Raw genomic sequence first — 20,845 nt, 5'->3', positions numbered from 1 at the left:
CTCCCCAAGGCTCAGAGCGCGGTCCACCCGCCATCAACTGAAATCGTCGTGCCGGTGATCTGCGCCGCCGCATCCGAGCACAGAAAGATCGTCGTACCGCCCAGTTGTTCGACCGTAGCGAATTCTTTCGAAGGTTGCCGCTTTAGCAGGACATTCTTCACGACATCCTCACGGCTCATATCGTATTCTTTCATCGTATTGGGTATCTGCTCTTCGACCAGCGGCGTCAGCACATATCCCGGGCAAATCGCATTACAGGTAATCGGCTCTTGTGCGGTCTCGAGGGCTACGGTTTTGGTCATCCCGACAACACCGTGCTTGGCCGCGATATAGGCGGCTTTGAAAGGCGATGCCGTCAACCCATGGGCCGATGCAATATTCACCACCCGTCCCCAGCCCGCCTTGCGCATCATCGGCAACGCGGCGGCAGTGGTGTGAAAGGCCGAGTTCATGTTGATCGCAATGATCGCGTCCCATTTGTCGGTTGGAAACTGATCAATCGGCGCCACATGCTGAATGCCGGCATTGTTGACCAGGATATCGCAGGCTCCAGCCTTTTCGATCAGCGCCCGACACTCGTCACCCTTGGACATGTCCGCTTTGATATAGCGCGCGTTGGTTCCGGTTTCCTGCCCGATCTCTGCGGCCAGAGCATGATCTTCGTCGCGGTCAGTAAACGAATTCAGCACCACATCTGCCCCGGCCTTGGCCAGCTCGCGGGCGATGCCTAGCCCGATGCCCGAATTCGATCCTGTGATGATTGCTGTTTTGCCCGAAAGACTCATGGGTGCTCTCCGTCAGATTCCGTGTTGACGGCACAGTGCCATGCTGCACCTGCAAAGAAAACGGGGAAAGATTGGGCGCGCTGTATCAGCGAAAATCGCACAAAAAAAACGCCCGCACGAAGCGGGCGTTAAGTTATTGAGGCAGGTTTCATACAGGCAAGAAACCTATCGAGCAGTACGCCCTTTATAAGCAATTCCACGCCTTCGTCCAAGCTAAAAGTTTGATAATATGAAAAATCATCGGTACGGTGAATCCCAACAAAATAAGGCCAGAGCAGGATTGTTTCCAAAATGAGCCCCGATTTTCTTCGCCCCGTTCGCCCTATGATCGCGGGAATCGTTAGTGTTTTTGCCGTTGCAGCAGCCCATGCAGAATCGACCCATGGCATAGCTATGTATGGTGACCCTGCCCTTCCACCGGATTTTGTGTCGCTACCCTATGTCAATGCTGATGCACCCAAAGGCGGCAAAGTCGTATTTGGAAATACCGGCGGCTATAACAGTCTTAACCCGTTTGTGCAAAAAGGCACGTCACCCTGGCAGTTGCGATTTTGGACCCATGAAAGCCTGATGGGGCGTTCCTGGGACGAACCTTTCACTCTTTACGGGTTGTTAGCCGAATCAGTTGAGACGGCTCCAGACCGATCCTGGGTCGAATTTACCCTGCGAGAGAATGCCCGATTCTCGGATGGATCACCGGTCACTGTCGAGGATGTCATCTGGTCATATGAGACTTTGGGAACCGAAGGGCACCTGAGATATCGCGGCCTTTGGGGAAAGATCGACAGTATCGAACAAACCGGACCGCGTTCCGTTCGCATCACGTTTAACGACCCCGACCGCGAGCTTGCGCTGATCGCCGGGATGCGCCCGATCCTTCAGAAGGCACAGTGGGAGGGTAAAGACTTTGCCGACGCGCCGCTGCAAGACATCCCTCTGGGGTCTGGACCGTATGTCATCGACGGGTACGAAGCTGGACGGTATGTGAACCTGCGTCGCAATCCGGATTACTGGGGCGCTGACATTCCGTTTCGGCGCGGCACCATGAATCTGGATGAGATGCGGATCGAGTTCTACGGGGATGGCACAGTCGCATTCGAGGCCTTCAAAGCAGGCGAGCTCTCAGCCGTGCGCGAGTTTAACGCCGATAAGTGGAACAACCAGTATGACTTCCCCGCGGTACAGCGCGGCGATGTGGTGAAAACCGAAATCCCGCATCGCAAGCCTTCGGGCATGACCGGATTTGTCATGAATACGCGCAAGCCACCCTTCGATGATTGGCGCGTGCGCGAGGCTCTGACTCTGGCTTTCAATTTCGAATTCATCAACGACACCGTCACTGGAAGCGCGCAACCGCGGATAACCTCGTATTTCTCGGGCTCGGATCTGGCGATGCAGCCCGGTACTGCCACCGGTCAGGTGGCTGAGCTGCTGCAGCCATACGCCGATACACTGTTGCCCGGTACACTGGAAGGTTACGAGCTTCCGAAAGGTGACGGTTCGGAACGCAACAGGGCCAATCTGCGCAAGGCAACCAAGCTGCTGCAAGAGGCTGGCTGGACAGTTCAGGATGGCGTGTTGCGAAACGCAGATGGCGAAGCGTTCATCGTTGACATGGTCATCAGCCAGGGCAGCCTCAACGTTGTCCAGAATGTCGGAACCATCGCAGAAATCTATGCGCGTACGCTTGAACGGCTTGGCATCGAGCTTACAGTCGAAAAAATCGACGACGCACAATACACCTCTCGGATGGATGCCCATGATTTTGACATGACCCCATTTCGCCGGGCTCTTTCCCTGTCGCCGGGCAACGAACAACGCCTGTATTGGGGCAGTGAAAATGCCGACACGGCAGGAACACGTAACCTGATGGGGGTTCAGTCACTAGCAGTGGACGGTTTAATCGATACGATGCTGGCCTCTGAAAGCCACGAAGATTTCGTGTCTGCGACCCGCGCGCTGGATCGCGTTCTAACCGCTGGCCGGTATGTCATCCCGATCTGGAGCTTTGACGTCGGCCGGATTGCACATGCGCGTGAGCTGAAACAGCCGGAAACCCTGCCCATATACGGTGACGGGCCGGAATACATGCCGCAGGTCTGGTGGTACGAGGAATAGCGCCTCAAAAGAGGCGGCCCCGTCCTTTCCTAATTGCTAACTGTCCGTGCCAATCTCGTTCCAGAGGATCGCAACCGCTGCAGATGTGATGCAATAAGACCCGTTCGGCGTTTGCTGTGTGGGTCTCATACCCTTCGGCGGATTCTGGCACAGACCCGCAGTACCACGACATGCAGGTAAATGCTGTGGGCATTCCGCTATAAATTGATGCGATCCCTAGTTTCAGACAAATTTGAAAAATTTCAACAAGGGGCTTTACGTAACGGGTTCGAAAGATATAGCCTGCGACTAGTACAAATGTATCCAATTTGAATTACGCCAAACATTACCGACACATAGCTGTGTTACAACATCAGGAACAGTATTTTCGGACCAGCCTCCACTCACTCAAAACTATTTGGTCCGTAGGCCCGTCTCAGATTTCCTGTGGCGGGCCTAACTGATTTAAACTTCGCACGCTCAAGGTGCGACATTTTGCCATAGCCCTACCTGCAAACACCATTCGTACCCTGAATTCAGGGCCGAGCAGATCTGTAGCCAGACAAACAGAAAGCCCAATAGATGTTTAAGTGGAACGATCTGACGCAAGATTGGAATGAAATGTACGCCCGTGCAAAACGGCGGTTTCCCAATTTGCGCGACCGAGACATGGATGCGGTAGGGCGCGACCGTGCGCAATTCGAGGCTTATCTGGCCGAACGTCATCATCTGACGGTGAACGAGGCACATGAAGAGCTTGAGGATTTCCTGTTCACCGAAGCGCTAACCCGTGAAGTCACCAAACATCTAGGTAAGTGACGTCACCCACAGGATCATCGCGTCTTCTTCACTGACCGAAACGACATTATGCCCCATGCTGCCGTCGTAATAGGCGCTGTCACCGCGGCGCATTTCGACGGGTTCGTAGAACTCGGTATACAGGCGAACGACACCCGTCAGCACGTACAGGAATTCTTCGCCATCGTGGCGGACCCACCCGTCAAACTCATCCATCGACCGGGCACGTACACGGGCGCGATAGGGCAGCATCTGCTTTTTCGTAAGCGTCTCAGCCAGCAGTTCGTGCTCGTATGTTGTGGTTGCGTGGCTGGTGCCTTGCCCCATCCGGGTCACGGCCATACGCCCGATCACCTGCTCGCGCTGTGGCGGCGTGAACAGCTGCGGAACAGAGATTTCCAGCCCGATCGCCAGTTTCTTCAGCGCATCGTATGTAGGCGACATCTGCCCGTTTTCGATTTTGCTGAGCGTTGAACGCGCCAATCCCGCCTGATTGGCCGCTTGTTCCAAAGTCCAGTTTCGCGCCTTGCGCAATTCACGCACACGGACGCCAAGGTCCAGCGGTTCGACCTCTGTATGCTCGCCCGAGTTTCGGGCAATTCGGATCAGAGATGTCTGCTCTTTGGTTCTCATGCGCCACTCTATAGGGCCAGCCTGTCCCGCTTGCAACGCAGCAGTTGCCGCGTTAGCCAGACGCCATGCTTTCCCTGTTCGATCAAGGCCCGCCCAAGGCCTGCCCTACCCCTTTCAATCTGGCCGCGCATGTGTTGCGTCAAGCAGATCGCAATGGCGACAAGATTGCCTTGTCGGTACTTGGCGCAACGTCGGCACAGAACTGGGGCTTTGCTGCGTTGAAACGCGCGATCCTTGCAACCGGTACAGGTCTGCTGCGGGCCGGTTTGAAGCCGGGCGATCTGGTCTTGATGCGTTTGGGGAACACGGTTGATTTTCCAATAACCTATCTGGGTGCAATCGCGGTCGGCATTGTACCCGTGCCGACATCGTCACAGCTGACGCAGCCAGAAACGGCAAAGATCATCCAAGATCTGAAGCCCGCCGCCATATTGCGTGATCCCGATATCGCCAGCGCGGATCACCCGAACCAAATATCTTTGAGCCAACTGCGCGAGATGCGCGATCTACCTCTGGCCGAGTTTCGGATGGGCGACCCCGAAGACATGGCTTATGTGGTCTATACGTCTGGCACCTCGGGCAAGCCACGGGCCGTTGCACATGCCCATCGTGCAATTTGGGCGCGGCAGATGATGGTGGATGGGTGGTACGGCCTGCAGGAAACGGATCGATTGTGCCATGCAGGTGCGTTCAACTGGACCTATACGTTGGGGACAGGACTGATGGATCCCTGGACCATTGGCGCGACAGCGTTGATACCGGAGCCCGGCACCGATCTGTCGACCCTACCCGATATGCTGCGCAATCACCGTGCCACGATTTTTGCTGCAGCTCCGGGCGTGTTTCGGAAAATTTTGAACGAAGCAAACGATCTACACCTTCCCGATCTGAGGCACGGTCTTTGCGCTGGCGAAAAACTCTCACGGCATCTGCACCAGAAATGGACACGGATCACCGGGCGCGAGTTGTATGAAGCTTTTGGAATGTCCGAATGCTCGACCTTCATCTCTTCAAGCCCAGCCTATCCGGCACGTGGCGATGCACTGGGGCAACCACAACCGGGGCGGCGTGTGGCAATTCTGGGTCCAGACGGGCCGGTTCCACAGGGGAAAGAAGGGACCATCGCCATCCACCGATCAGACCCCGGCCTAATGCTGACCTATCTCAACGCGCCGGACGAAGCGCAGGCCAGGATGCAGGGCGAGTGGTTTCTGACCGGCGATCAGGGTGCAATGGCAGTTGATGGACAGATCACCTATCTTGGCCGAGACGATGATATGATGAATGCAGGCGGCTACCGGGTCTCACCGATCGAGGTCGAGGCCACATTGTCCCGATATCCCGGCATCTCGCAGGTCGGCGCGGCCGCCGTTGAGGTCAAGCAGGACAGTTTTGTCATAGTGGCCTTCTATACCGGGCCGGAAAAGCTGGACGAGGACGCCCTGCGCGCCTATGTCGAGACAAATCTGGCGCGCTATAAGCAACCGCGCGCCTTTATCCATCTGCCTCAGCTGCCAACAGGCGGCAATGGCAAACTTTTGCGCCGGGCGCTGCCGGCCTATTTCAAGGCGACCAATACATGACCCAGACCGTCAAGCTCGACATCATGTCTGACCCGATCTGCCCCTGGTGCTATATTGGCAAGACTCATCTGGACAAGGCGTTGGCCGCAACTCCGGACCATCCATTCATCATTGAATGGCACCCCTTTCAGCTGAACCCCGATATGCCGGTCGAAGGCATGGATCGGCGCGAATACTTGGAGCGCAAATTCGGCGGCAAAGACGGAGCCATCCGTGCGTATGCCCCGGTGGTCGAGCATGCCGAAAATGCAGGGTTGGGCATCGACTTTGAGGGGATGAAGCGCACCCCGAACACGCTGGATGCTCATCGGCTGATCCACTGGGCCGGGATCGAAAACAAGCAGAACGCTATAGTTGATGCCCTGTTTCAGGCCTATTTTGTACAGGGTCGCGATATCGGCGACCACGAGGTTCTGGCGGATATTGCCGACAGTCAGGGGATGGACGCCGCCGTCGTCATGAAGCTGCTGAAATCCGACGCCGACCGCACAGACATCAGCAACCGTGACGCGCATTCCCGGCAGATGGGTGTGACGTCGGTACCGACTTTTATCGTTGCCAACCAACATGCTGTCCCCGGCGCGCAACCACCGGAAATGTGGGAACGCGTGTTCGGTGAAATCATGTCTCAAATCGAGACTTCCCCTGCAAAATAGCACAGCCTCCTGTGCATTCTGATCACTGGCCGTGCCCAATCCGCTGTGATAGCGCGAACGGGTCAGGAGAGCCCCATGAGTAATCGCATGCCGCGCGGAGAATTTGTCGCTTTGATCGCAATGATGTTTGCGACAATCGCGTTTTCTATCGACTCGATGCTGCCCGCCCTGCCGCAGATCAGCGCGCAACTCAGCCCAGGTGATGCAAACAAGGCGCAGTTGATCCTGACCTCATTTGTGCTGGGCATGGGGATCGGCACCTTTTTCACCGGCCCTCTGTCGGATGCATTCGGGCGCAAGCCGGTAATTTACGTCGGCTCTGCGCTGTATATCCTGTCTGCCGCAGTCGCCTGGGCCACCTCCTCGCTTGAGATGCTGTTGATTGCGCGCATCTTTCAAGGCATCGGCAGCGCGGCCCCACGCGTGGTGGCCATGGCCATTATCCGTGACCTCTATTCCGGCCGTGAGATGGCCCGCATCGTCTCGATTGCCATGATGATCTTTACGCTGGTTCCCGCCATCGCGCCCATGATGGGTGCCGGGGTGATCGCTCTGGCCGGGTGGCGTGGCATCTTCGCTTCGTTCATGTTGTTCTCTTTGATCACCATCACGTGGATGGGCCTGCGTCTGAGCGAACCTCTGACACCCGAAAATCGCCGCCCCCTGCGCCTGCCGCTTATGATTGATGCCGCGCGGCAGATGTTTGCACACCCGACTGTGCGGGTTTCGATCATGGTGCAAACGCTTTGCCTTGGGATGCTGTTCACCATGCTGACGATGGTACAACCTGTTTATGACATCATCTACGACAGAGCCGACAGTTTCCCCTTCTGGTTTGGTTTCGTTGCTCTGATGGCTGGCTCGGCCAGTTTGTTGAACGCGACTTTGGTCATCCGATTGGGGATGCGCCGGATTGTAACCTGGACTTTGGGCGCACAGATCATCTTTACGTGTTTTGTCATGGTAATGAATGGTCTGGACCTTTCTGATGGCGCCTCATTTGCGCTTTTTGTCAGTTGGCAGACTGCCGTGTTCTTCATGGCCGGTATGACGATGGGCAACCTGAATGCCATCGCGATGGAGCCGATGGGCCATATTGCGGGCATGGCAGCGTCAGTCATAGGCGCGGTATCAACCGTTCTGGCCGCTGCAGTAGCAGCCCCCTTGGGACAGTTGTTTGACGGATCGATCCTGCCCTTGGCAATAGGTGTCCTGACTATGTGCACGATGGGGTTCGGCCTGATGCTGTATATGGGCCGGATAGAAGACAGATTGCCCGCCTGATCTGTGCAGAGCGCGTGAAACACGTTATCCTCCCCTTGTTTCGAGGGGAGATTTTCAATGAGCGACTACTACGATCTGGGCACGCATTCCTGTCCGGTAAGCACCTCTTCGCCCGATGCGCAACTGTGGTTCGACCGGGGGCTGGTCTGGACCTATGGCTATAACCACGAAGAGGCCGTCGTCTGTTTTCAGCGCGCGCTAGAGCATGACCCGAACTGCGCCATGGCCCATTGGGGCGTCGCCTATGCGGCGGGGCCGAATTACAACATGCCCTGGGACCTGCACGATGACGCAGGCAGGCAAAAGGCGCTGACGCTGGCCTATGATGCGACGCAGCTGGCCATGTCTCTTGTGGGCGAATGTACGCCGGTTGAACGAGCGTTGATCCGCGCGCTTCCCGCCCGCTATCCCCAGCGCGAAGCCATTGACGACATGCACAACTGGGATAACGATTTTGCCGATGCTATGCGCGCAGCGTTTGCATCGCAGCCCGCTCATCTGGACCTGCGCACGATCTATGTCGAAGCGCTTTTGAACCTCACTCCCTGGCAAATGTGGGATTTGACGACCGGCCAGCCCGCCGAAGGGGCCGCCACGGTCGAGGCGCAAAAAGCGCTGGAGGAGGCGATGGCTGATGATCCAGCAGCGATGTCTCATCCCGGGTTACTGCATCTTTATGTCCACCTGATGGAGATGTCTCCGACCCCGGAAAAAGCGCTGAAAGCGGGGGATGTTCTGCGGACGCTGGTTCCCGATGCGGGCCATTTGGTGCATATGCCCACCCATATCGATGTGCTGTGCGGCCATTACCAGAACGTCGTCCACTGGAACCAAAAAGCCGTTGAGGCCGACCTGAAATTTTACGAACGCGAAGGCGCGTTCAACATCTACACCGGCTACCGCCAGCACAATTATCATTTTGTCATATATGGCGCCCTATTTCTGGGACAGATGGAACCGGCTCTGCGGGCCAATCAGGGATTGTGGGACACCACACCCGAAGACATGCTGCGCATAGAAAGCCCGCCTATGGCGGATTTCTTCGAAAGTTACATGTCAATGGGCCCGCATATCCTGATCCGGTTTGGCCGTTGGGAAGAGGCAATGGCGCTTGAGCTGCCCTCGGACCCCGAACTGTACTGCACTCTCACGGCAACCACGCATTATGCCCGGGCCATTGCTTTTGCCGCCACTGGGCAGGTCAGCGAAGCCGAAGCCGAAGAGCAGTTGTTCCTCGCTGCCAAGGCCCGCGTGCCAGAAACGCGATTGCTGCACAATAACCGCGTGATCGACCTGCTGGACATTGCCCGCGAAATGCTGCGTGGCGAAATCGAGTATCGCATGGAAAACTACGATGCGGCCTACGCCCATCTGCACCGCTCGGTCGAACTGGACGACACCTTGCCCTATGACGAGCCATGGGGATGGATGCAGCCCACTCGACACGCGTTGGGTGCATTGCTGTTCGAACAAGGGCATACCGCCGAAGCCGAGGCCATATACCGCGAGGATTTGGGGTTGGGCGGTACGCTCAGCCGCGCCTCTGTCCATCCTGACAATGTCTGGAGCCTCAAGGGCCTGCATGACTGCCTGAAGGCGCGCGGTGAGACGGTTGAGATTGTGCAGATCAGACAACGGCTGGATTTGGCTCTGGCTCGTGCGGACCGGGCTGTTGGCGCGTCCTGTTTCTGTGCTCAAGCCGCCATGAGGGCCGCCGAATGAGATACGCCTTTCTGCTCGCTTTGCTCTGCAACCCGGCGCTGGCGGATCGACAATCCTTTCCGCCGGTCAACGAGGCCGAGCGGGATGTCACCCTCGTCTCGTTCCGGGCAAACCTGCTGAACATGGTAGCCGAGCGCGACATCGAAGGCGTGCTGTCTGTTGCCTGCCCGGATATTTACCTTAGCCACGGCGGCAATGGCGGCCCGGACGAGCTGCGCGAGTATCTTACTCCCGGACCGGCAACGTCAGAGCAAGATGATGATGACAGGGAAAAGGTCGTTGAAACCTTTTGGTCCGATCTGGAAAACACCCTGACACAGCCTGGCTATTTCAACGAAGACGGCGAGTTCTGGATGCCCCACCAATGGCAGCTCACCCTACCCGCTTCGCTGGATCCGGCGTTGGCCTATTTTGTGACCGCTCAGGATGTAACTCTGCGCAACGCACCAAATCGAGGCGCGGCCATACTCGACCTCATCAGCTATGAGGTCGTCATCATCCGCGACGTCTCTCCCATCGCGCAATACCAGAGGGTTCTGCTGACTGATGGGGGTCAGGGCTATATGCACAGCGATTTCCTGTGGCCTATGACTGGTTACCGGGCAGCATTGGCAAAATCCGAAACTGGTGAATGGCAGTTGTGCACCTTTGTCAGCGGTGACTAGGCTTTGGCCTTTTTCTTTTCGGCCACAAGTTTTTCCGCCAGATCGCGGGCGATGGCAAAGGCCCCCTTGATCTTGTCGCTGTCCTTCTTCCAATCGCGGCGCACGACGATTTTGTTATCCTTGACCTTGGCCAACCCGCGCTGGTTCTGGATGAACTCGACCAGCCCCTGAGGCGAGGCGAATTTGTCGTTGTGAAACTGGATCGTCGCGCCTTTGGGCCCGCCATCTAGCTTGGCAATCCCTGCCCGTTTGCACATCGCCTTGATGCGCACGACCAGCATCAGGGTGTTGACCTCTTTCGGCAGCGTGCCAAAGCGGTCGATCAATTCAGCGGCGAAGCCTTCCAATTCCACCTTAGTCGACAGCGACGACAAACGGCGATACAGGCCCAGGCGGACATCCAGATCGGGCACATAATCCTCGGGGATCAGGACCGGGACGCCAAGATTAATCTGCGGTGCCCACTGGTCATCTGCATCCGACAGGCCTTCCATCTCACCGGCCTTGATCTTGGCAATCGCCTCTTCCAGCATCGACTGGTAGAGTTCATAGCCTACATCGCGCATTTGGCCCGACTGTTCCTCGCCCAACAGGTTACCCGCCCCTCGAATATCAAGGTCCTGAGACGCCAACGTGAACCCCGCGCCCAACGTGTCGAGCGAGCCCAGAACGCGCAGGCGTTTTTCGGCCGTGGCGGTCAGGCGGGCACGCGGCTTTGTGGTCAGATAGGCATAGGCGCGGGTTTTCGACCGCCCGACCCTGCCGCGGATCTGATAGAGCTGCGCCAGCCCGAACATATCCGCCCGGTGCACAACCATCGTATTTGCAGTCGGGATATCCAGCCCGCTTTCCACAATCGTGGTGGCCAGCAAGACATCGTATTTGCCGTCGTAGAACGCATTCATCCGATCGTCGAGTTCCCCCGCCGCCATCTGCCCATGCGCCACCATATAAGTCAGCTCGGGCAGTTGCTCTTTCAGGAATTCTTCAATCTCGGGTAGGTCCGAGATGCGCGGGACGACATAGAAACTCTGCCCGCCACGGTAATGTTCACGCAGCAGGGCTTCGCGGATCGTGACCGCGTCGAACTCACTGACATAGGTGCGGATCGCCAGCCGGTCGATGGGAGGTGTGCCGATGATCGACAGGTCACGCACGCCGGTCAGGGACAGTTGCAGCGTTCGTGGAATCGGCGTCGCGGTCAGGGTCAGGACATGGATATCGCTACGCAGCTGTTTCAGACGCTCCTTGTGGCCAACACCGAAATGCTGTTCCTCGTCGATGATCAGCAGACCCAGATTGTTGAACCGAATCCCTTTTGCCAGCAAGGCATGGGTGCCGATTACAATATCCACCGTGCCGCGCGCCAACCCATCACGGGTCTGTTGCGCCTCTTTGGCCGAGATGAAGCGGGACAGCTGCCGCACCTCAAGCGGGAAGCCCCGGAAGCGATCCTTGAAGCTGGCCGCGTGCTGACGCGCCAACAGCGTTGTCGGTGCGATCACCGCCACTTGCACGCCCGACATTGCGGCAACGAAAGCGGCACGCATTGCGACCTCGGTCTTGCCAAAGCCCACGTCGCCACAAATCAGACGATCCATCGGCGCGCCGGAATGCATGTCTTCCATGACCTCACCGATTGCGCGCAGCTGATCGTCAGTTTCCTGATAGGGAAAGCGCGCACTGAACTCCTCCCACGCGTGCGGAGGCGGGTCCATGATCGGGGCCTTGCGCAAAGCCCGTTCGGCAGCGATGCGGATCAGTTTATCCGCCATCTCGCGGATGCGCTCTTTCAGCTTGGCCTTCTTGGCCTGCCACGCGCCGCCGCCCAATCGGTCCAGCAGACCCTCATCATGACCGTATCGCGACAGCAGTTCGATGTTTTCGACCGGCAGGTACAGTTTGGATTGTTCTGCGTATTCCAGCAGCAGACATTCATGGGCGGCACCGGCCGCCGTTACGACCTCCATCCCCAGATAACGCCCGATGCCATGATCCACATGGACCACCAAATCACCCGGGCTGAGGGATTGGGTTTCGGTCAGGAAATTCTCGGCCTTGCGGCGCTTTTTGGGCTGCCGGATCAGCCGGTCGCCCAACACATCCTGTTCGGCGATCACGGTCAGGTCGGGCGTTTCGAACCCGTGCTCCAGCGCCCAGACGGCCAGATGCAGCCCGCGTTTGCCGATGCGCGTACCGTCGGGCACAGGGATCGCTTCGGCAAGGCCTTCATCCTCGATCAGCCCAGTCAGACGTTCGCGGGCACCCTCGGAGTAAGACGCAATCAGAACCGGCCCCTTAGCCATTCTGTCCGTGATATGGCTGGCCAGCGCTCCGAACAAGCTGATGCTTTCCTGCTGCCGTTCGGGCGCGAAATTCCGTCCAATCCGTCCACCTGCGTCAATCACCCCGGGCCCAAGGGCCTGAGGCAATGCATTGAATTGCAGAACGCGCCTATCGCCGACAGCTTGTTCCCAAGCAGTGTCATCCAGATACAATAGGCCCGGTGGTGTCGGTTTATACACCGTGTCCATGCGCGACCGGTTCTCCAGTGCGAGCCGCCGCGTTTCGTACTGATCCGCAATGGTTTCCCAACGTGCCAAACGAGCAGGCGTGACCTGATCATCCAGCGAGATTGTGGCACCAGGCAGATAATCAAACAGCGTTTCGAGCTTTTCGTGAAAGAACGGCAACCAATGCTCGATGCCTTGATGCTTGCGGCCTGCGCTGACGGCCTCGTACAGGGGATCATCGGTGCCCGCCGCCCCAAACTCGATGCGATAATTTTGCCGAAACCGGGTGATGGCGGCGTCATCTAGAATGACCTCGGACACTGGTGCCAGCTCCACAACAGCCAGCTTTTCGGTCGTACGTTGCGACACCGGATCAAACCGACGTGCTCCATCCAGAACATCCCCGAACAGGTCCAGCCGCACCGGCCCGGATTCGCCGGGCGGGAAAATGTCGATGATACCCCCTCGAACGGCATAATCGCCAGGCTCCAACACGGTCGGGCTTTGCGTGAACCCCATGCGCACAAGGAAATTCCGCAGCGCGGTTTCATCAATGCGGTGATCGACACGGGCGGTAAACGCCGCCTCTCGCAGCACCGCACGGGCGGGCACGCGTTGGGTTGCGGCGTTCAGAGTTGTCAGCAGCACATATTGCTGCGGCATCTGGTGCACAAGTGCGGCAAGGGTGGCCACACGCGCTGCCGAGATATCGGCATTGGGCGATACCCGATCATATGGCAGACAATCCCAACCCGGGAACACAAATACCGGCATGTCAGGCGCAAAAAAGGCAAGCGCCGCGCGCATCGCCTCAAGCCGTTTGTCATCACGCGCGACATGGCACACCGGCCCGCCCGAGCGCGCCAGCTCATTCAGGACAAGCTGCGCGTCAAACCCTTCGGGGGCGCCGCCAACGATTACTTGGTTCGGACCCGACATCGCCAAGCCTTTCTGATTTTACCAACCCGGGACGCCGATGGAAAAATTCTGGTACATGCCCCAAAGCGAAGTGATCAAGATCGAAATCATACCAACTATCTGGGTATAGATCCGGCAGCGCGTGAGAATCTTGGAAATATACTCCAGACTGGGTGTTTCCCGGCGCAGTTTCCGTGCGGCTGATACATTGATCAGCACGACAAGACAAACCGGAAACAGCAACAAAAACACGGCCTGCGCAAATTCAAGCCCGTAGTAGAACCCCAAAGTCGCGAGACCCGTGAACAGAAAACAACTGAACGCTAAAATCGCGAGGCCGGATACCTCCAGGATATAAAGCAATCGGTTTCCGTTAATGCGGACAATATCCATCAAATCCTGTTCCGATTGCCCGCCTACCCGTCTTGCGCGCACAACAAGGTCAAACGGCACGCCCATGGCCCAGTGGCTGGCCGATGACCACAACACCGCAAGCCCGATCCAATACCAGAGATTCGAAAAGCTGCGCATGTCGATGAGTTCAAAAATCGAAGAGTATAAGTCCACGCGTCAGCCCTTAATTTCCGTCTTCAGGGACCTTCTTCGCAAAGACGCGTCCATCGTTACCCTTGAGACTACACGGAATTCATGCCACCCAATGCTGGAATTTACAAGGAGAGCGCGTCATGAAACCGACCATTGCCCCCTATCCTCTGGCCCGTTTTCGTCGAACACGCCAATCACAGGCGGTGCGGGCGCTGGTCCGCGAGAATACACTGACCACCGATGATCTGATCTGGCCGGTTTTCGCCCGAGACGGCGAAGGTATTGAAGAGCCTGTCCCCTCGATGCCTGGTGTCATGCGCCGCTCGGTCGATCTGATCGCACAGGCTGCGGTCGAGGCGCAGGCCCTGGGTATCCCGGCAATCTGCATCTTTCCCTACACCGACGCATCCCTAAAGACCGAAGATTGCGCCGAAGCGTGGAACCCCGATAACCTGTCCAACCGAGCCATTCGCGCCATCAAGAAAGCCGCACCCAATATCGCGGTGATGACGGACGTGGCGCTGGACCCATACAATATCAACGGCCACGACGGTTATGTGGTCGATGGTGAGATCATAAACGATCAAACGATCGAGGCGCTGGTAAAGATGACGCTGGCGCAAGCAGATGCGGGCGCCGACATCATCGGACCGTCAGATATGATGGATGGCCGGATCGGTGAAATGCGGCGCGCCTTGGAAGGCGCAGACCATCACAACGTGATGATCCTCAGCTATGCGGCCAAATATGCGAGTGCGTTCTACGGACCGTTCCGAGATGCAGTGGGCGCCTCGGGCGCGCTGACCGGGGACAAGAAGACCTATCAGATGGACCCCGGAAACTCGGACGAGGCGCTGCGCATGATCGAGCGTGACCTGACCGAAGGCGCGGACATGGTCATGATAAAACCCGGCATGCCCTATCTGGATATTTGCCGCCGGGTGAAGGACACGTTCGGTGCGCCAACCTATGCCTATCAAGTCTCGGGCGAATACGCGATGATACAAGCCGCGGCTCAGAACGGCTGGATCGACGGAGAGAAGGTCATGCTCGAAAGTCTGCTGGCGTTCAAACGCGCGGGATGCGACGGGATCCTGACCTATTTCGCGCCTCAGGCCGCCCGGATCCTGCAGGGCTAATCCCCCGCGTTTCCGCGATTTTTCGCCGACTATCTTTGGTCACCCGGCAGCTTTCCCGTGACACGAGGCGACAATCGGCGTATTCTTGCGGACAAGATCGGGAGCACCCGACAATCAGGCATTTATACAGAGATAAAAAACATGAGCAGTTCCAAACCTACTCGATTAAGCCGTCGTGGCTTTGCTTTTGGCATGGCCGGTCTGTCAGTGACCGCCGCTTGCGGCAATGGCGTCGGCAGTTCCAACGCAGCGACGATTGACGCCCGTGTGGATGCGACATTGAACCAGATGTACGCCACCTACCCCAACACGCTCGAAATCGCGAACAAGGCCAACGGCATGCTGGTCATGCCTCTGATAACCGATGCCGGACTAATCGTCTTTGGCGGTGCCTACGGCACAGGCGCGCTACGCATTCAGGGCGCGACAGTTGATTACTATTCCGCAATTTCGGGAACCGCCGGCCTGCAAATCGGTGCCCAGCAATATGCGCATGTCCTGTTCTTCATGACACAGGACGCGTTGAACGATTTCCGCCGTTCCAGCGGATGGACCGCCGGGGCCGAGGTCGGCTACGTGGTCGATGCGACGGGCGACTCTCTGTCGACCGACACCACCACCCTGCGTTCGCCGGTTCTGGCGGCGGTCTTCGGACAGGCAGGGCTAAAGTTCGGCGCGACGGTCGAAGGCACGAAATACACCCGCATCATTCCCTGATACCGGACTACCCTCCCCCTTCAAGAAACCCCGCTTTCGGCCTTTGGCCCGAGGCGGGGTTTTTCATTCAAACCGCGGTAAACACGCATGTTCTCATGCGGTTCCTCTTTCGATCCGTGCGGCCATCCTCTAGTGTCTGCGCAATCATAGAGTGAACGGAAATGTGACCGCTGATGGGAATTGTCTTTCGCTGGCTTGTGCGTATCGCCTCGGGTCTTGTTCTGCTGACATTGGCGGCTGTAATGCTGGTGTATTTTCTGGCCAGTCAATCCCTGCCGGATTACGATCAGACCGTTAAAGTTGATGGCCTGACTGCGCCGGTTGAGGTTGTCAGGGATACTGCGAATGTTCCCCATATTCTGGGCGCATCAGACCCGGATGTCTTCTTTGGGCTTGGCTATGCCCATGCACAGGATCGCCTCTGGCAGATGACCGTTCTGCGCCGGACAGCGCAGGGCCGATTGTCCGAAGTCTTTGGCGCTCGCACTGTTCATATCGACAAGCTGTTGCGGCGGTTTGATCTGTACGGGCTTGCACACCGGTCGGTACAAGCCCAGGACGACTATACCAAAGAGGCCCTGCGCGCTTATGCTGCCGGGGTGAATGCACGATTGGCCGAGATTAACGAAAACGCATTGGGCCGTGGTGCGCCAGAGATGTTTTTGTTCAATGCGCCTGTATCGCCCTGGCAACCGGGCGACAGCCTGGCCGTCATCAAACTCATGAGCCTGCAACTTTCTGGCCATCTTGAGGATGAAGTGCTGCGCGCGCGCACATCGCTTATGCTGGATGACCAGACCCGACTGGCGGATATTCTGCCTGATGTCCCCGGGCCGGGAATCGCCGCTCTGCCCGAATACGCCGCCCTGTTTCCCAACCTGCCCAGATATGCGGCCGGATCGTCGATGCCGGACATGCCCATCTCGCCCTTTCCAAAGCGCGGATTGGCCGGAGCATCGAACGCATGGTCTGCCGCGCCCACAAGATCTGCCAGCGGAGGGACGCTTCTGGCCAATGACCCGCATTTGGGTTTCACAGCGCCGGGCATCTGGTATCTGGCCCGTCTGGAACTGGCCAAGGGCGGCGTGATCGGTGCCACGATCCCCGGCATCCCGGCGGTGATGACTGGACGCAGTGATCGACTGGGCTGGGGTTTGACCTCATCCTATCTGGATGATCAGGACATCCATATCGAGCAGTTGAACCCAGAAAACCCCGAGGAATACCTGACCCCCGAAGGATACAAGACCTTTCGCAGCCGCCCTTCGATCATCGAGATCAAAGACGAAGCCCCAATCACTCTGACCCTGCGTTGGACCGAGAACGGACCGGTTCTGCCGGGCACCCATTACGATCTTGGGACGATCACGCCGCCGGGTCATGTCGCCTCGCTGTCCTGGACAGCCCTGAGCGCACAGGACACATCCATGTCAGCCTCAATGGCGCTGATGAATGCGGACACTGTCCGACAAGCCATCACCGCAGCCGAGCTGTTCATGGCGCCATCTCAGAACCTGTCATTGGTCGACAAGGACACCATCGGCATGAAGCTGATCGGCGCAATGCCGCACCGTGCCGCAAAGAACCAAAGCCGGGGGCGTATTCCGACGCCTGGCTGGCTGGCCGAAAACCGGTGGCAAGGCCGCCTGCCCTATGCTGACAACCCCGAATTCGTCGCACCTGCGGGCGGCATTCTGGGCAACACAAACAACAAGATCATCGACCGGCCATTTCCCGAACATGTCTCATATGAATGGGGGGATACGCAGCGCATCCATCGCTGGGAACGGCTGATGCAATCGCGCGAGGTACACACCCGCGACAGCTTTATCGAGGCACAGCTGGACACTGTCAGCTTTACCGCCCGCTCTCTGCTGCCGCTGATCGGGGCTGATCTGTGGTACACCGGCGCCTCTGCCCCCGAAGGCACCCAGGAACGCCAACGCCAGATCGCGCTGAACCTTCTGGCCGAATGGAATGGCGAGATGAATGAGCACCTGCCCGAGCCGCTGATCTATGCGGCATGGCTGCGGGCACTGCAAATCCGGCTGATCGCGGATGAGCTTGGCCCCCTGGCGGCTGAATACAAACATGTCGAACCACTGTTCATCGAACGTGTCTATCGCGACATCGACGGAGCTTCGGCCTGGTGTAATGTGCGTCAGAGCGCGCCGATAGAGACCTGCACCGATATGGCACGCATGGCACTGGACGATGCGCTGATCTGGATTTCCGAAAAATACGGAGGATCACTGGAATCTCTACGCTGGGGTGACGCGCATCAGGCGACGCATGACCACCCGGTTCTGGGATCGGTTCCGGTGTTGCGATTCTTTGTGAATATCCGGCAGTCCACCAGCGGTGGTGATAATACCCTGCTGCGCGGCAGAACCTCGGGTGAAGGCCCTGAGCCGTTCCAGAACGTGCACGGAGCCGGTTATCGCGGCGTCTATGATTTTGCAGACCCCGACAGCTCGGTCTTTATCACGGCTACGGGCCAGTCGGGTCACTTCCTGTCACGCTACTATGACGATCAGGCCCAACTTTGGCGTCGGGGTGAATATATCCCGATGTCGCTGGACCTTGACCTGGCCCATGCGGCCGCCGTCGGCGTGACCACTCTTATCCCCCGCTAAGGCCCCCGCTTCGGCAAGACCTCGCCCGTTTATTTTCCATCGCGTGGACGCTGAATGGCGTTTGGCATACGATCCAAAGGCCTAGGATTTGTGTGCGGGGGACCAAATGGCCAGTATCCGGGATAAGCTGAACAATCTCGCGCGGGATTATGCGATCGCCTGGAGCTCGGGCGACCCCGAGGCCGTTGCCAGTTTCTATGCGCCCGACGGACAGATCACGATCAACCGTGGAGAACCGATCATAGGCCGCGCCGCGGTGGCGGAAATGGCTCGCGGGTTTTACACTGATTTCCCCGATCTTGAGGTCCGCTGCGACATGTTTCGCTGGGCGGGAAGCCACGCAATATTTGTCTGGACACTTGAAGGGCACCATTCCAAAACCGGCAATCACGTCGTGACGCGGGGCTGGGAAGAATGGGAAATGACCGACACCAACCAGGTCCAGAACTCTTTGGGTTGGTTCGATGCCGAGGATTTTCAGCGCCAGATTGACGGCTGATCACGGACCACTTTGTTCGATGGGTATAGGAAAGTTCTTCCCCAGTCAGGGTTCAAAGCGCTGCGTATTGCGAAGCTTGTTTCTCTGTCCACAGCACGTCGATCACAAAGCCATCTTCGGTCTGCTTTTCGGACTGCACGACCTCCTGGCGGAACAACCACGCGCGCTTGTTGCCTTCGGCAAATCCCAGTTCCAGCGTTGCCTCAGAACGTACGCCCTGTAGCGTGACGGCAATTTCCGCCAAAAGCGGGGCGATCCCTTCTCCGGTGACGGCTGAAATCGCGAAAATCCCCTGATCCCGCTCTGCCCGCGCCATCGCGGCTTCGCGCTCATCCGGGGACAGCAGGTCGATCTTGTTCCAGACCTCAATCCGGGGCCGCGTATCGTCAATACCCAGTGAAGTCAGGATAGTTTCGACATCCTTCGCCTGCGCCTCAGATTCATCGTGGCTGATATCGCGCACATGAACCACGATATCCGCACCCAGAACTTCTTCCAGCGTCGCACGGAAGGAGGCGACCAACTCGGTGGGCAAGTTCGAAATGAACCCCACCGTGTCCGACAGGATCACTTCGGGACCATCGGGCAGTTCGACCCGACGCATGGTAGGGTCAAGCGTGGCGAACAACATATCCTTGGCCATGACATCAGCCCCGGTCAGGCGGTTGAACAGGGTTGATTTGCCCGCGTTGGTATAGCCTACCAACGCCACAATCGGATATGGCACCTTGGCCCGCGCCGCGCGATGCAGCGTGCGGGTCTTGACCACCTTCTGCAACTGACGCCGCAGCCGCACCAGTTGTTCATCAATGGCCCGGCGGTCCGCTTCGATCTGGGTCTCACCCGGTCCACCCACAAAGCCCAATCCGCCCCGCTGCCGTTCCAGGTGGGTCCAGGCACGCACCAGCCGGGTCCGCTGGTAACTCAGCGCGGCCATTTCCACCTGCAATACGCCCTCACGGGTGCGCGCACGGTCGCTGAAGATTTCGAGGATCAGCCCGGTCCGGTCGAGGATCTTGACCTTCCACGCCTTTTCAAGATTGCGTTGCTGAACGGGCGTAACCGATCCGTCGATCAAAACCAGCTCGACTTCGTTCTCGTGCAACCGTTCGGCCAGTTCCTCGATCTTGCCGCTACCGAACAGAAAACCGGCCTGCGCTCGAGGTAAGCGCACAACTTCGGATCCGATCACATCAAGGTCGGGCAATGCAGCGGCCAGCGCCACCGCTTCTGCCAGCGCCGGTCCTGGAACGCGGCGCTGTTCATCTGATTTGATTTCCGGATGCAGCACCCACGCTCGGGTGCGCACCCTTTCATGTTCCATCAAGAGGCGTCTTCGCCCTCATACAGGCTGATCGGCTGCGATGGCATGATGGTCGAAATCGCGTGTTTGTAGACCAGCTGCGACTGTCCGTCGCGGCGCAACAATACGCAGAAGTTGTCGAACCAGGTGATCACACCCTGCAATTTCACACCGTTGATCAGGAAAATTGTGACCGGGACTTTTGCTTTCCGTACATTATTCAGGAACGCGTCCTGCAGATTCTGTCTGTCCGAAGCCATATTCTTATAATCTCGCCATTGTTCTTGCTACGCGCTGCGGACCAACGCGCTCCCTCCGGCGGAGTATGGAGTGTCGTTAACCGATATTCCA

Annotated in this window: 17 protein-coding genes; 11 read left to right on the top strand and 6 right to left on the bottom strand. The window is 57.8% G+C overall.

Annotated elements, in window-relative coordinates; genetic code table 11:
* Positions 1–11: 11 nt before the first annotated feature.
* Positions 12–785 (bottom strand): 3-hydroxybutyrate dehydrogenase, encoded by a 774-nt coding sequence (locus AC2FJ5_RS04440; protein WP_142633555.1) that lies wholly within the window; start codon positions 783–785, stop codon positions 12–14.
* Positions 786–1,076: 291 nt separating this feature from the next.
* Here AC2FJ5_RS04440 and AC2FJ5_RS04435 point away from each other — a divergent pair, with 291 nt between their 5' ends.
* Positions 1,077–2,903: an extracellular solute-binding protein gene (locus AC2FJ5_RS04435; protein WP_496701135.1), complete on the top strand. Its 1,827-nt coding sequence runs from the start codon at positions 1,077–1,079 to the stop codon at positions 2,901–2,903.
* Positions 2,904–3,464: 561 nt separating this feature from the next.
* Positions 3,465–3,701: a hypothetical protein gene (locus tag AC2FJ5_RS04430; protein WP_142633552.1), complete on the top strand. Its 237-nt coding sequence runs from the start codon at positions 3,465–3,467 to the stop codon at positions 3,699–3,701.
* On the opposite strand, the gene AC2FJ5_RS04425 is transcribed toward AC2FJ5_RS04430, so the two are convergent.
* Complete coding sequence (locus tag AC2FJ5_RS04425) at positions 3,690–4,313, bottom strand: helix-turn-helix domain-containing protein (protein ID WP_142633550.1); 624 nt, start codon at positions 4,311–4,313, stop codon at positions 3,690–3,692. The genes AC2FJ5_RS04430 and AC2FJ5_RS04425 overlap by 12 nt on opposite strands.
* A gap of 65 nt (positions 4,314–4,378) precedes the next feature.
* Here AC2FJ5_RS04425 and AC2FJ5_RS04420 point away from each other — a divergent pair, with 65 nt between their 5' ends.
* The 5 genes from AC2FJ5_RS04420 to AC2FJ5_RS04400 all read left to right on the top strand — a co-directional run bounded on the left by AC2FJ5_RS04420 (position 4,379) and on the right by AC2FJ5_RS04400 (position 10,223).
* On the top strand, positions 4,379–5,896 hold the full coding sequence (locus AC2FJ5_RS04420; RefSeq protein WP_496792582.1) for a class I adenylate-forming enzyme family protein: 1,518 nt from the start codon (positions 4,379–4,381) through the stop codon (positions 5,894–5,896).
* On the top strand, positions 5,893–6,552 hold the full coding sequence (locus AC2FJ5_RS04415; RefSeq protein WP_496792581.1) for a DsbA family oxidoreductase: 660 nt from the start codon (positions 5,893–5,895) through the stop codon (positions 6,550–6,552). Before AC2FJ5_RS04420 ends, AC2FJ5_RS04415 begins: the two co-directional genes overlap by 4 nt.
* Before the next feature lie 75 nt (positions 6,553–6,627).
* Positions 6,628–7,836: a multidrug effflux MFS transporter gene (locus AC2FJ5_RS04410; protein WP_496792579.1), complete on the top strand. Its 1,209-nt coding sequence runs from the start codon at positions 6,628–6,630 to the stop codon at positions 7,834–7,836.
* A 57-nt stretch (positions 7,837–7,893) separates the two neighbouring features.
* Entirely contained in the window at positions 7,894–9,558 is a 1,665-nt protein-coding gene (locus AC2FJ5_RS04405; protein WP_496792578.1) for a hypothetical protein, read from the top strand.
* Positions 9,555–10,223, top strand: a complete 669-nt coding sequence (locus AC2FJ5_RS04400) for an SH3 domain-containing protein (RefSeq protein ID WP_496792576.1) — start codon at positions 9,555–9,557, stop codon at positions 10,221–10,223. Before AC2FJ5_RS04405 ends, AC2FJ5_RS04400 begins: the two co-directional genes overlap by 4 nt.
* On the opposite strand, the gene mfd is transcribed toward AC2FJ5_RS04400, so the two are convergent.
* The gene (mfd, locus tag AC2FJ5_RS04395) at positions 10,220–13,675 is read right to left on the bottom strand and encodes a transcription-repair coupling factor (protein ID WP_496792574.1); all 3,456 of its coding nucleotides are present in this window, start codon (positions 13,673–13,675) and stop codon (positions 10,220–10,222) included. The genes AC2FJ5_RS04400 and mfd overlap by 4 nt on opposite strands.
* 18 nt (positions 13,676–13,693) lie before the next feature.
* A complete protein-coding gene (locus tag AC2FJ5_RS04390) occupies positions 13,694–14,221 on the bottom strand; it encodes a component of SufBCD complex (RefSeq protein WP_496695607.1) in 528 nt (175 codons plus the stop codon).
* Positions 14,222–14,340: 119 nt separating this feature from the next.
* Between AC2FJ5_RS04390 and hemB the strand changes: the two genes are divergently transcribed.
* The 4 genes from hemB to AC2FJ5_RS04370 all read left to right on the top strand — a co-directional run bounded on the left by hemB (position 14,341) and on the right by AC2FJ5_RS04370 (position 19,191).
* On the top strand, positions 14,341–15,339 hold the full coding sequence (hemB, locus tag AC2FJ5_RS04385) for a porphobilinogen synthase (RefSeq protein ID WP_496792573.1): 999 nt from the start codon (positions 14,341–14,343) through the stop codon (positions 15,337–15,339).
* Positions 15,340–15,480: 141 nt separating this feature from the next.
* Positions 15,481–16,056 carry a lipid-binding SYLF domain-containing protein gene (locus AC2FJ5_RS04380; protein ID WP_142633534.1) on the top strand — a complete coding sequence of 192 codons (576 nt, stop codon included), beginning with the start codon at positions 15,481–15,483 and terminating at the stop codon, positions 16,054–16,056.
* A 173-nt stretch (positions 16,057–16,229) separates the two neighbouring features.
* Positions 16,230–18,692, top strand: coding sequence for a penicillin acylase family protein (locus AC2FJ5_RS04375; RefSeq protein WP_496792572.1), 2,463 nt, complete (start codon positions 16,230–16,232; stop codon positions 18,690–18,692).
* Positions 18,693–18,798: 106 nt separating this feature from the next.
* The gene (locus tag AC2FJ5_RS04370; RefSeq protein ID WP_496691158.1) at positions 18,799–19,191 is read left to right on the top strand and encodes an SgcJ/EcaC family oxidoreductase; all 393 of its coding nucleotides are present in this window, start codon (positions 18,799–18,801) and stop codon (positions 19,189–19,191) included.
* 52 nt (positions 19,192–19,243) lie between these two features.
* Here the strand turns inward: AC2FJ5_RS04370 and hflX are convergent, their stop codons facing one another.
* Together hflX and hfq are read right to left on the bottom strand one after the other, a co-directional pair.
* Positions 19,244–20,515 carry a GTPase HflX gene (gene hflX / locus AC2FJ5_RS04365; protein WP_496751510.1) on the bottom strand — a complete coding sequence of 424 codons (1,272 nt, stop codon included), beginning with the start codon at positions 20,513–20,515 and terminating at the stop codon, positions 19,244–19,246.
* A complete protein-coding gene (hfq, locus tag AC2FJ5_RS04360; RefSeq protein WP_010440340.1) occupies positions 20,515–20,754 on the bottom strand; it encodes an RNA chaperone Hfq in 240 nt (79 codons plus the stop codon). Before hfq ends, hflX begins: the two co-directional genes overlap by 1 nt.
* Positions 20,755–20,845 lie beyond the last annotated feature (91 nt).

The sequence above is a fragment of the Ruegeria sp. CDSA221 genome (assembly GCF_059611825.1).
Note: the sequence above shows the minus strand (reverse complement) of the source record. Positions and strands in the feature narration are given on the sequence as shown.

Excerpts from the sequence above, each read along its gene's own strand:
- hfq (WP_010440340.1), bottom strand. The coding sequence starts at position 20,754 with ATGGCTTCGGACAGACAGAATCTGCAGGACGCGTTCCTGAATAATGTA.
- AC2FJ5_RS04405 (WP_496792578.1), top strand. The coding sequence starts at position 7,894 with ATGAGCGACTACTACGATCTGGGCACGCATTCCTGTCCGGTAAGCACC.
- AC2FJ5_RS04400 (WP_496792576.1), top strand. The coding sequence starts at position 9,555 with ATGAGATACGCCTTTCTGCTCGCTTTGCTCTGCAACCCGGCGCTGGCG.
- AC2FJ5_RS04440 (WP_142633555.1), bottom strand. The coding sequence starts at position 785 with ATGAGTCTTTCGGGCAAAACAGCAATCATCACAGGATCGAATTCGGGC.
- AC2FJ5_RS04370 (WP_496691158.1), top strand. The coding sequence starts at position 18,799 with ATGGCCAGTATCCGGGATAAGCTGAACAATCTCGCGCGGGATTATGCG.
- mfd (WP_496792574.1), bottom strand. The coding sequence starts at position 13,675 with ATGTCGGGTCCGAACCAAGTAATCGTTGGCGGCGCCCCCGAAGGGTTT.
- AC2FJ5_RS04410 (WP_496792579.1), top strand. The coding sequence starts at position 6,628 with ATGAGTAATCGCATGCCGCGCGGAGAATTTGTCGCTTTGATCGCAATG.
- hflX (WP_496751510.1), bottom strand. The coding sequence starts at position 20,515 with ATGGAACATGAAAGGGTGCGCACCCGAGCGTGGGTGCTGCATCCGGAA.
- AC2FJ5_RS04380 (WP_142633534.1), top strand. The coding sequence starts at position 15,481 with ATGAGCAGTTCCAAACCTACTCGATTAAGCCGTCGTGGCTTTGCTTTT.
- AC2FJ5_RS04430 (WP_142633552.1), top strand. The coding sequence starts at position 3,465 with ATGTTTAAGTGGAACGATCTGACGCAAGATTGGAATGAAATGTACGCC.
- hemB (WP_496792573.1), top strand. The coding sequence starts at position 14,341 with ATGAAACCGACCATTGCCCCCTATCCTCTGGCCCGTTTTCGTCGAACA.
- AC2FJ5_RS04415 (WP_496792581.1), top strand. The coding sequence starts at position 5,893 with ATGACCCAGACCGTCAAGCTCGACATCATGTCTGACCCGATCTGCCCC.
- AC2FJ5_RS04420 (WP_496792582.1), top strand. The coding sequence starts at position 4,379 with ATGCTTTCCCTGTTCGATCAAGGCCCGCCCAAGGCCTGCCCTACCCCT.
- AC2FJ5_RS04435 (WP_496701135.1), top strand. The coding sequence starts at position 1,077 with ATGAGCCCCGATTTTCTTCGCCCCGTTCGCCCTATGATCGCGGGAATC.
- AC2FJ5_RS04375 (WP_496792572.1), top strand. The coding sequence starts at position 16,230 with ATGGGAATTGTCTTTCGCTGGCTTGTGCGTATCGCCTCGGGTCTTGTT.
- AC2FJ5_RS04425 (WP_142633550.1), bottom strand. The coding sequence starts at position 4,313 with ATGAGAACCAAAGAGCAGACATCTCTGATCCGAATTGCCCGAAACTCG.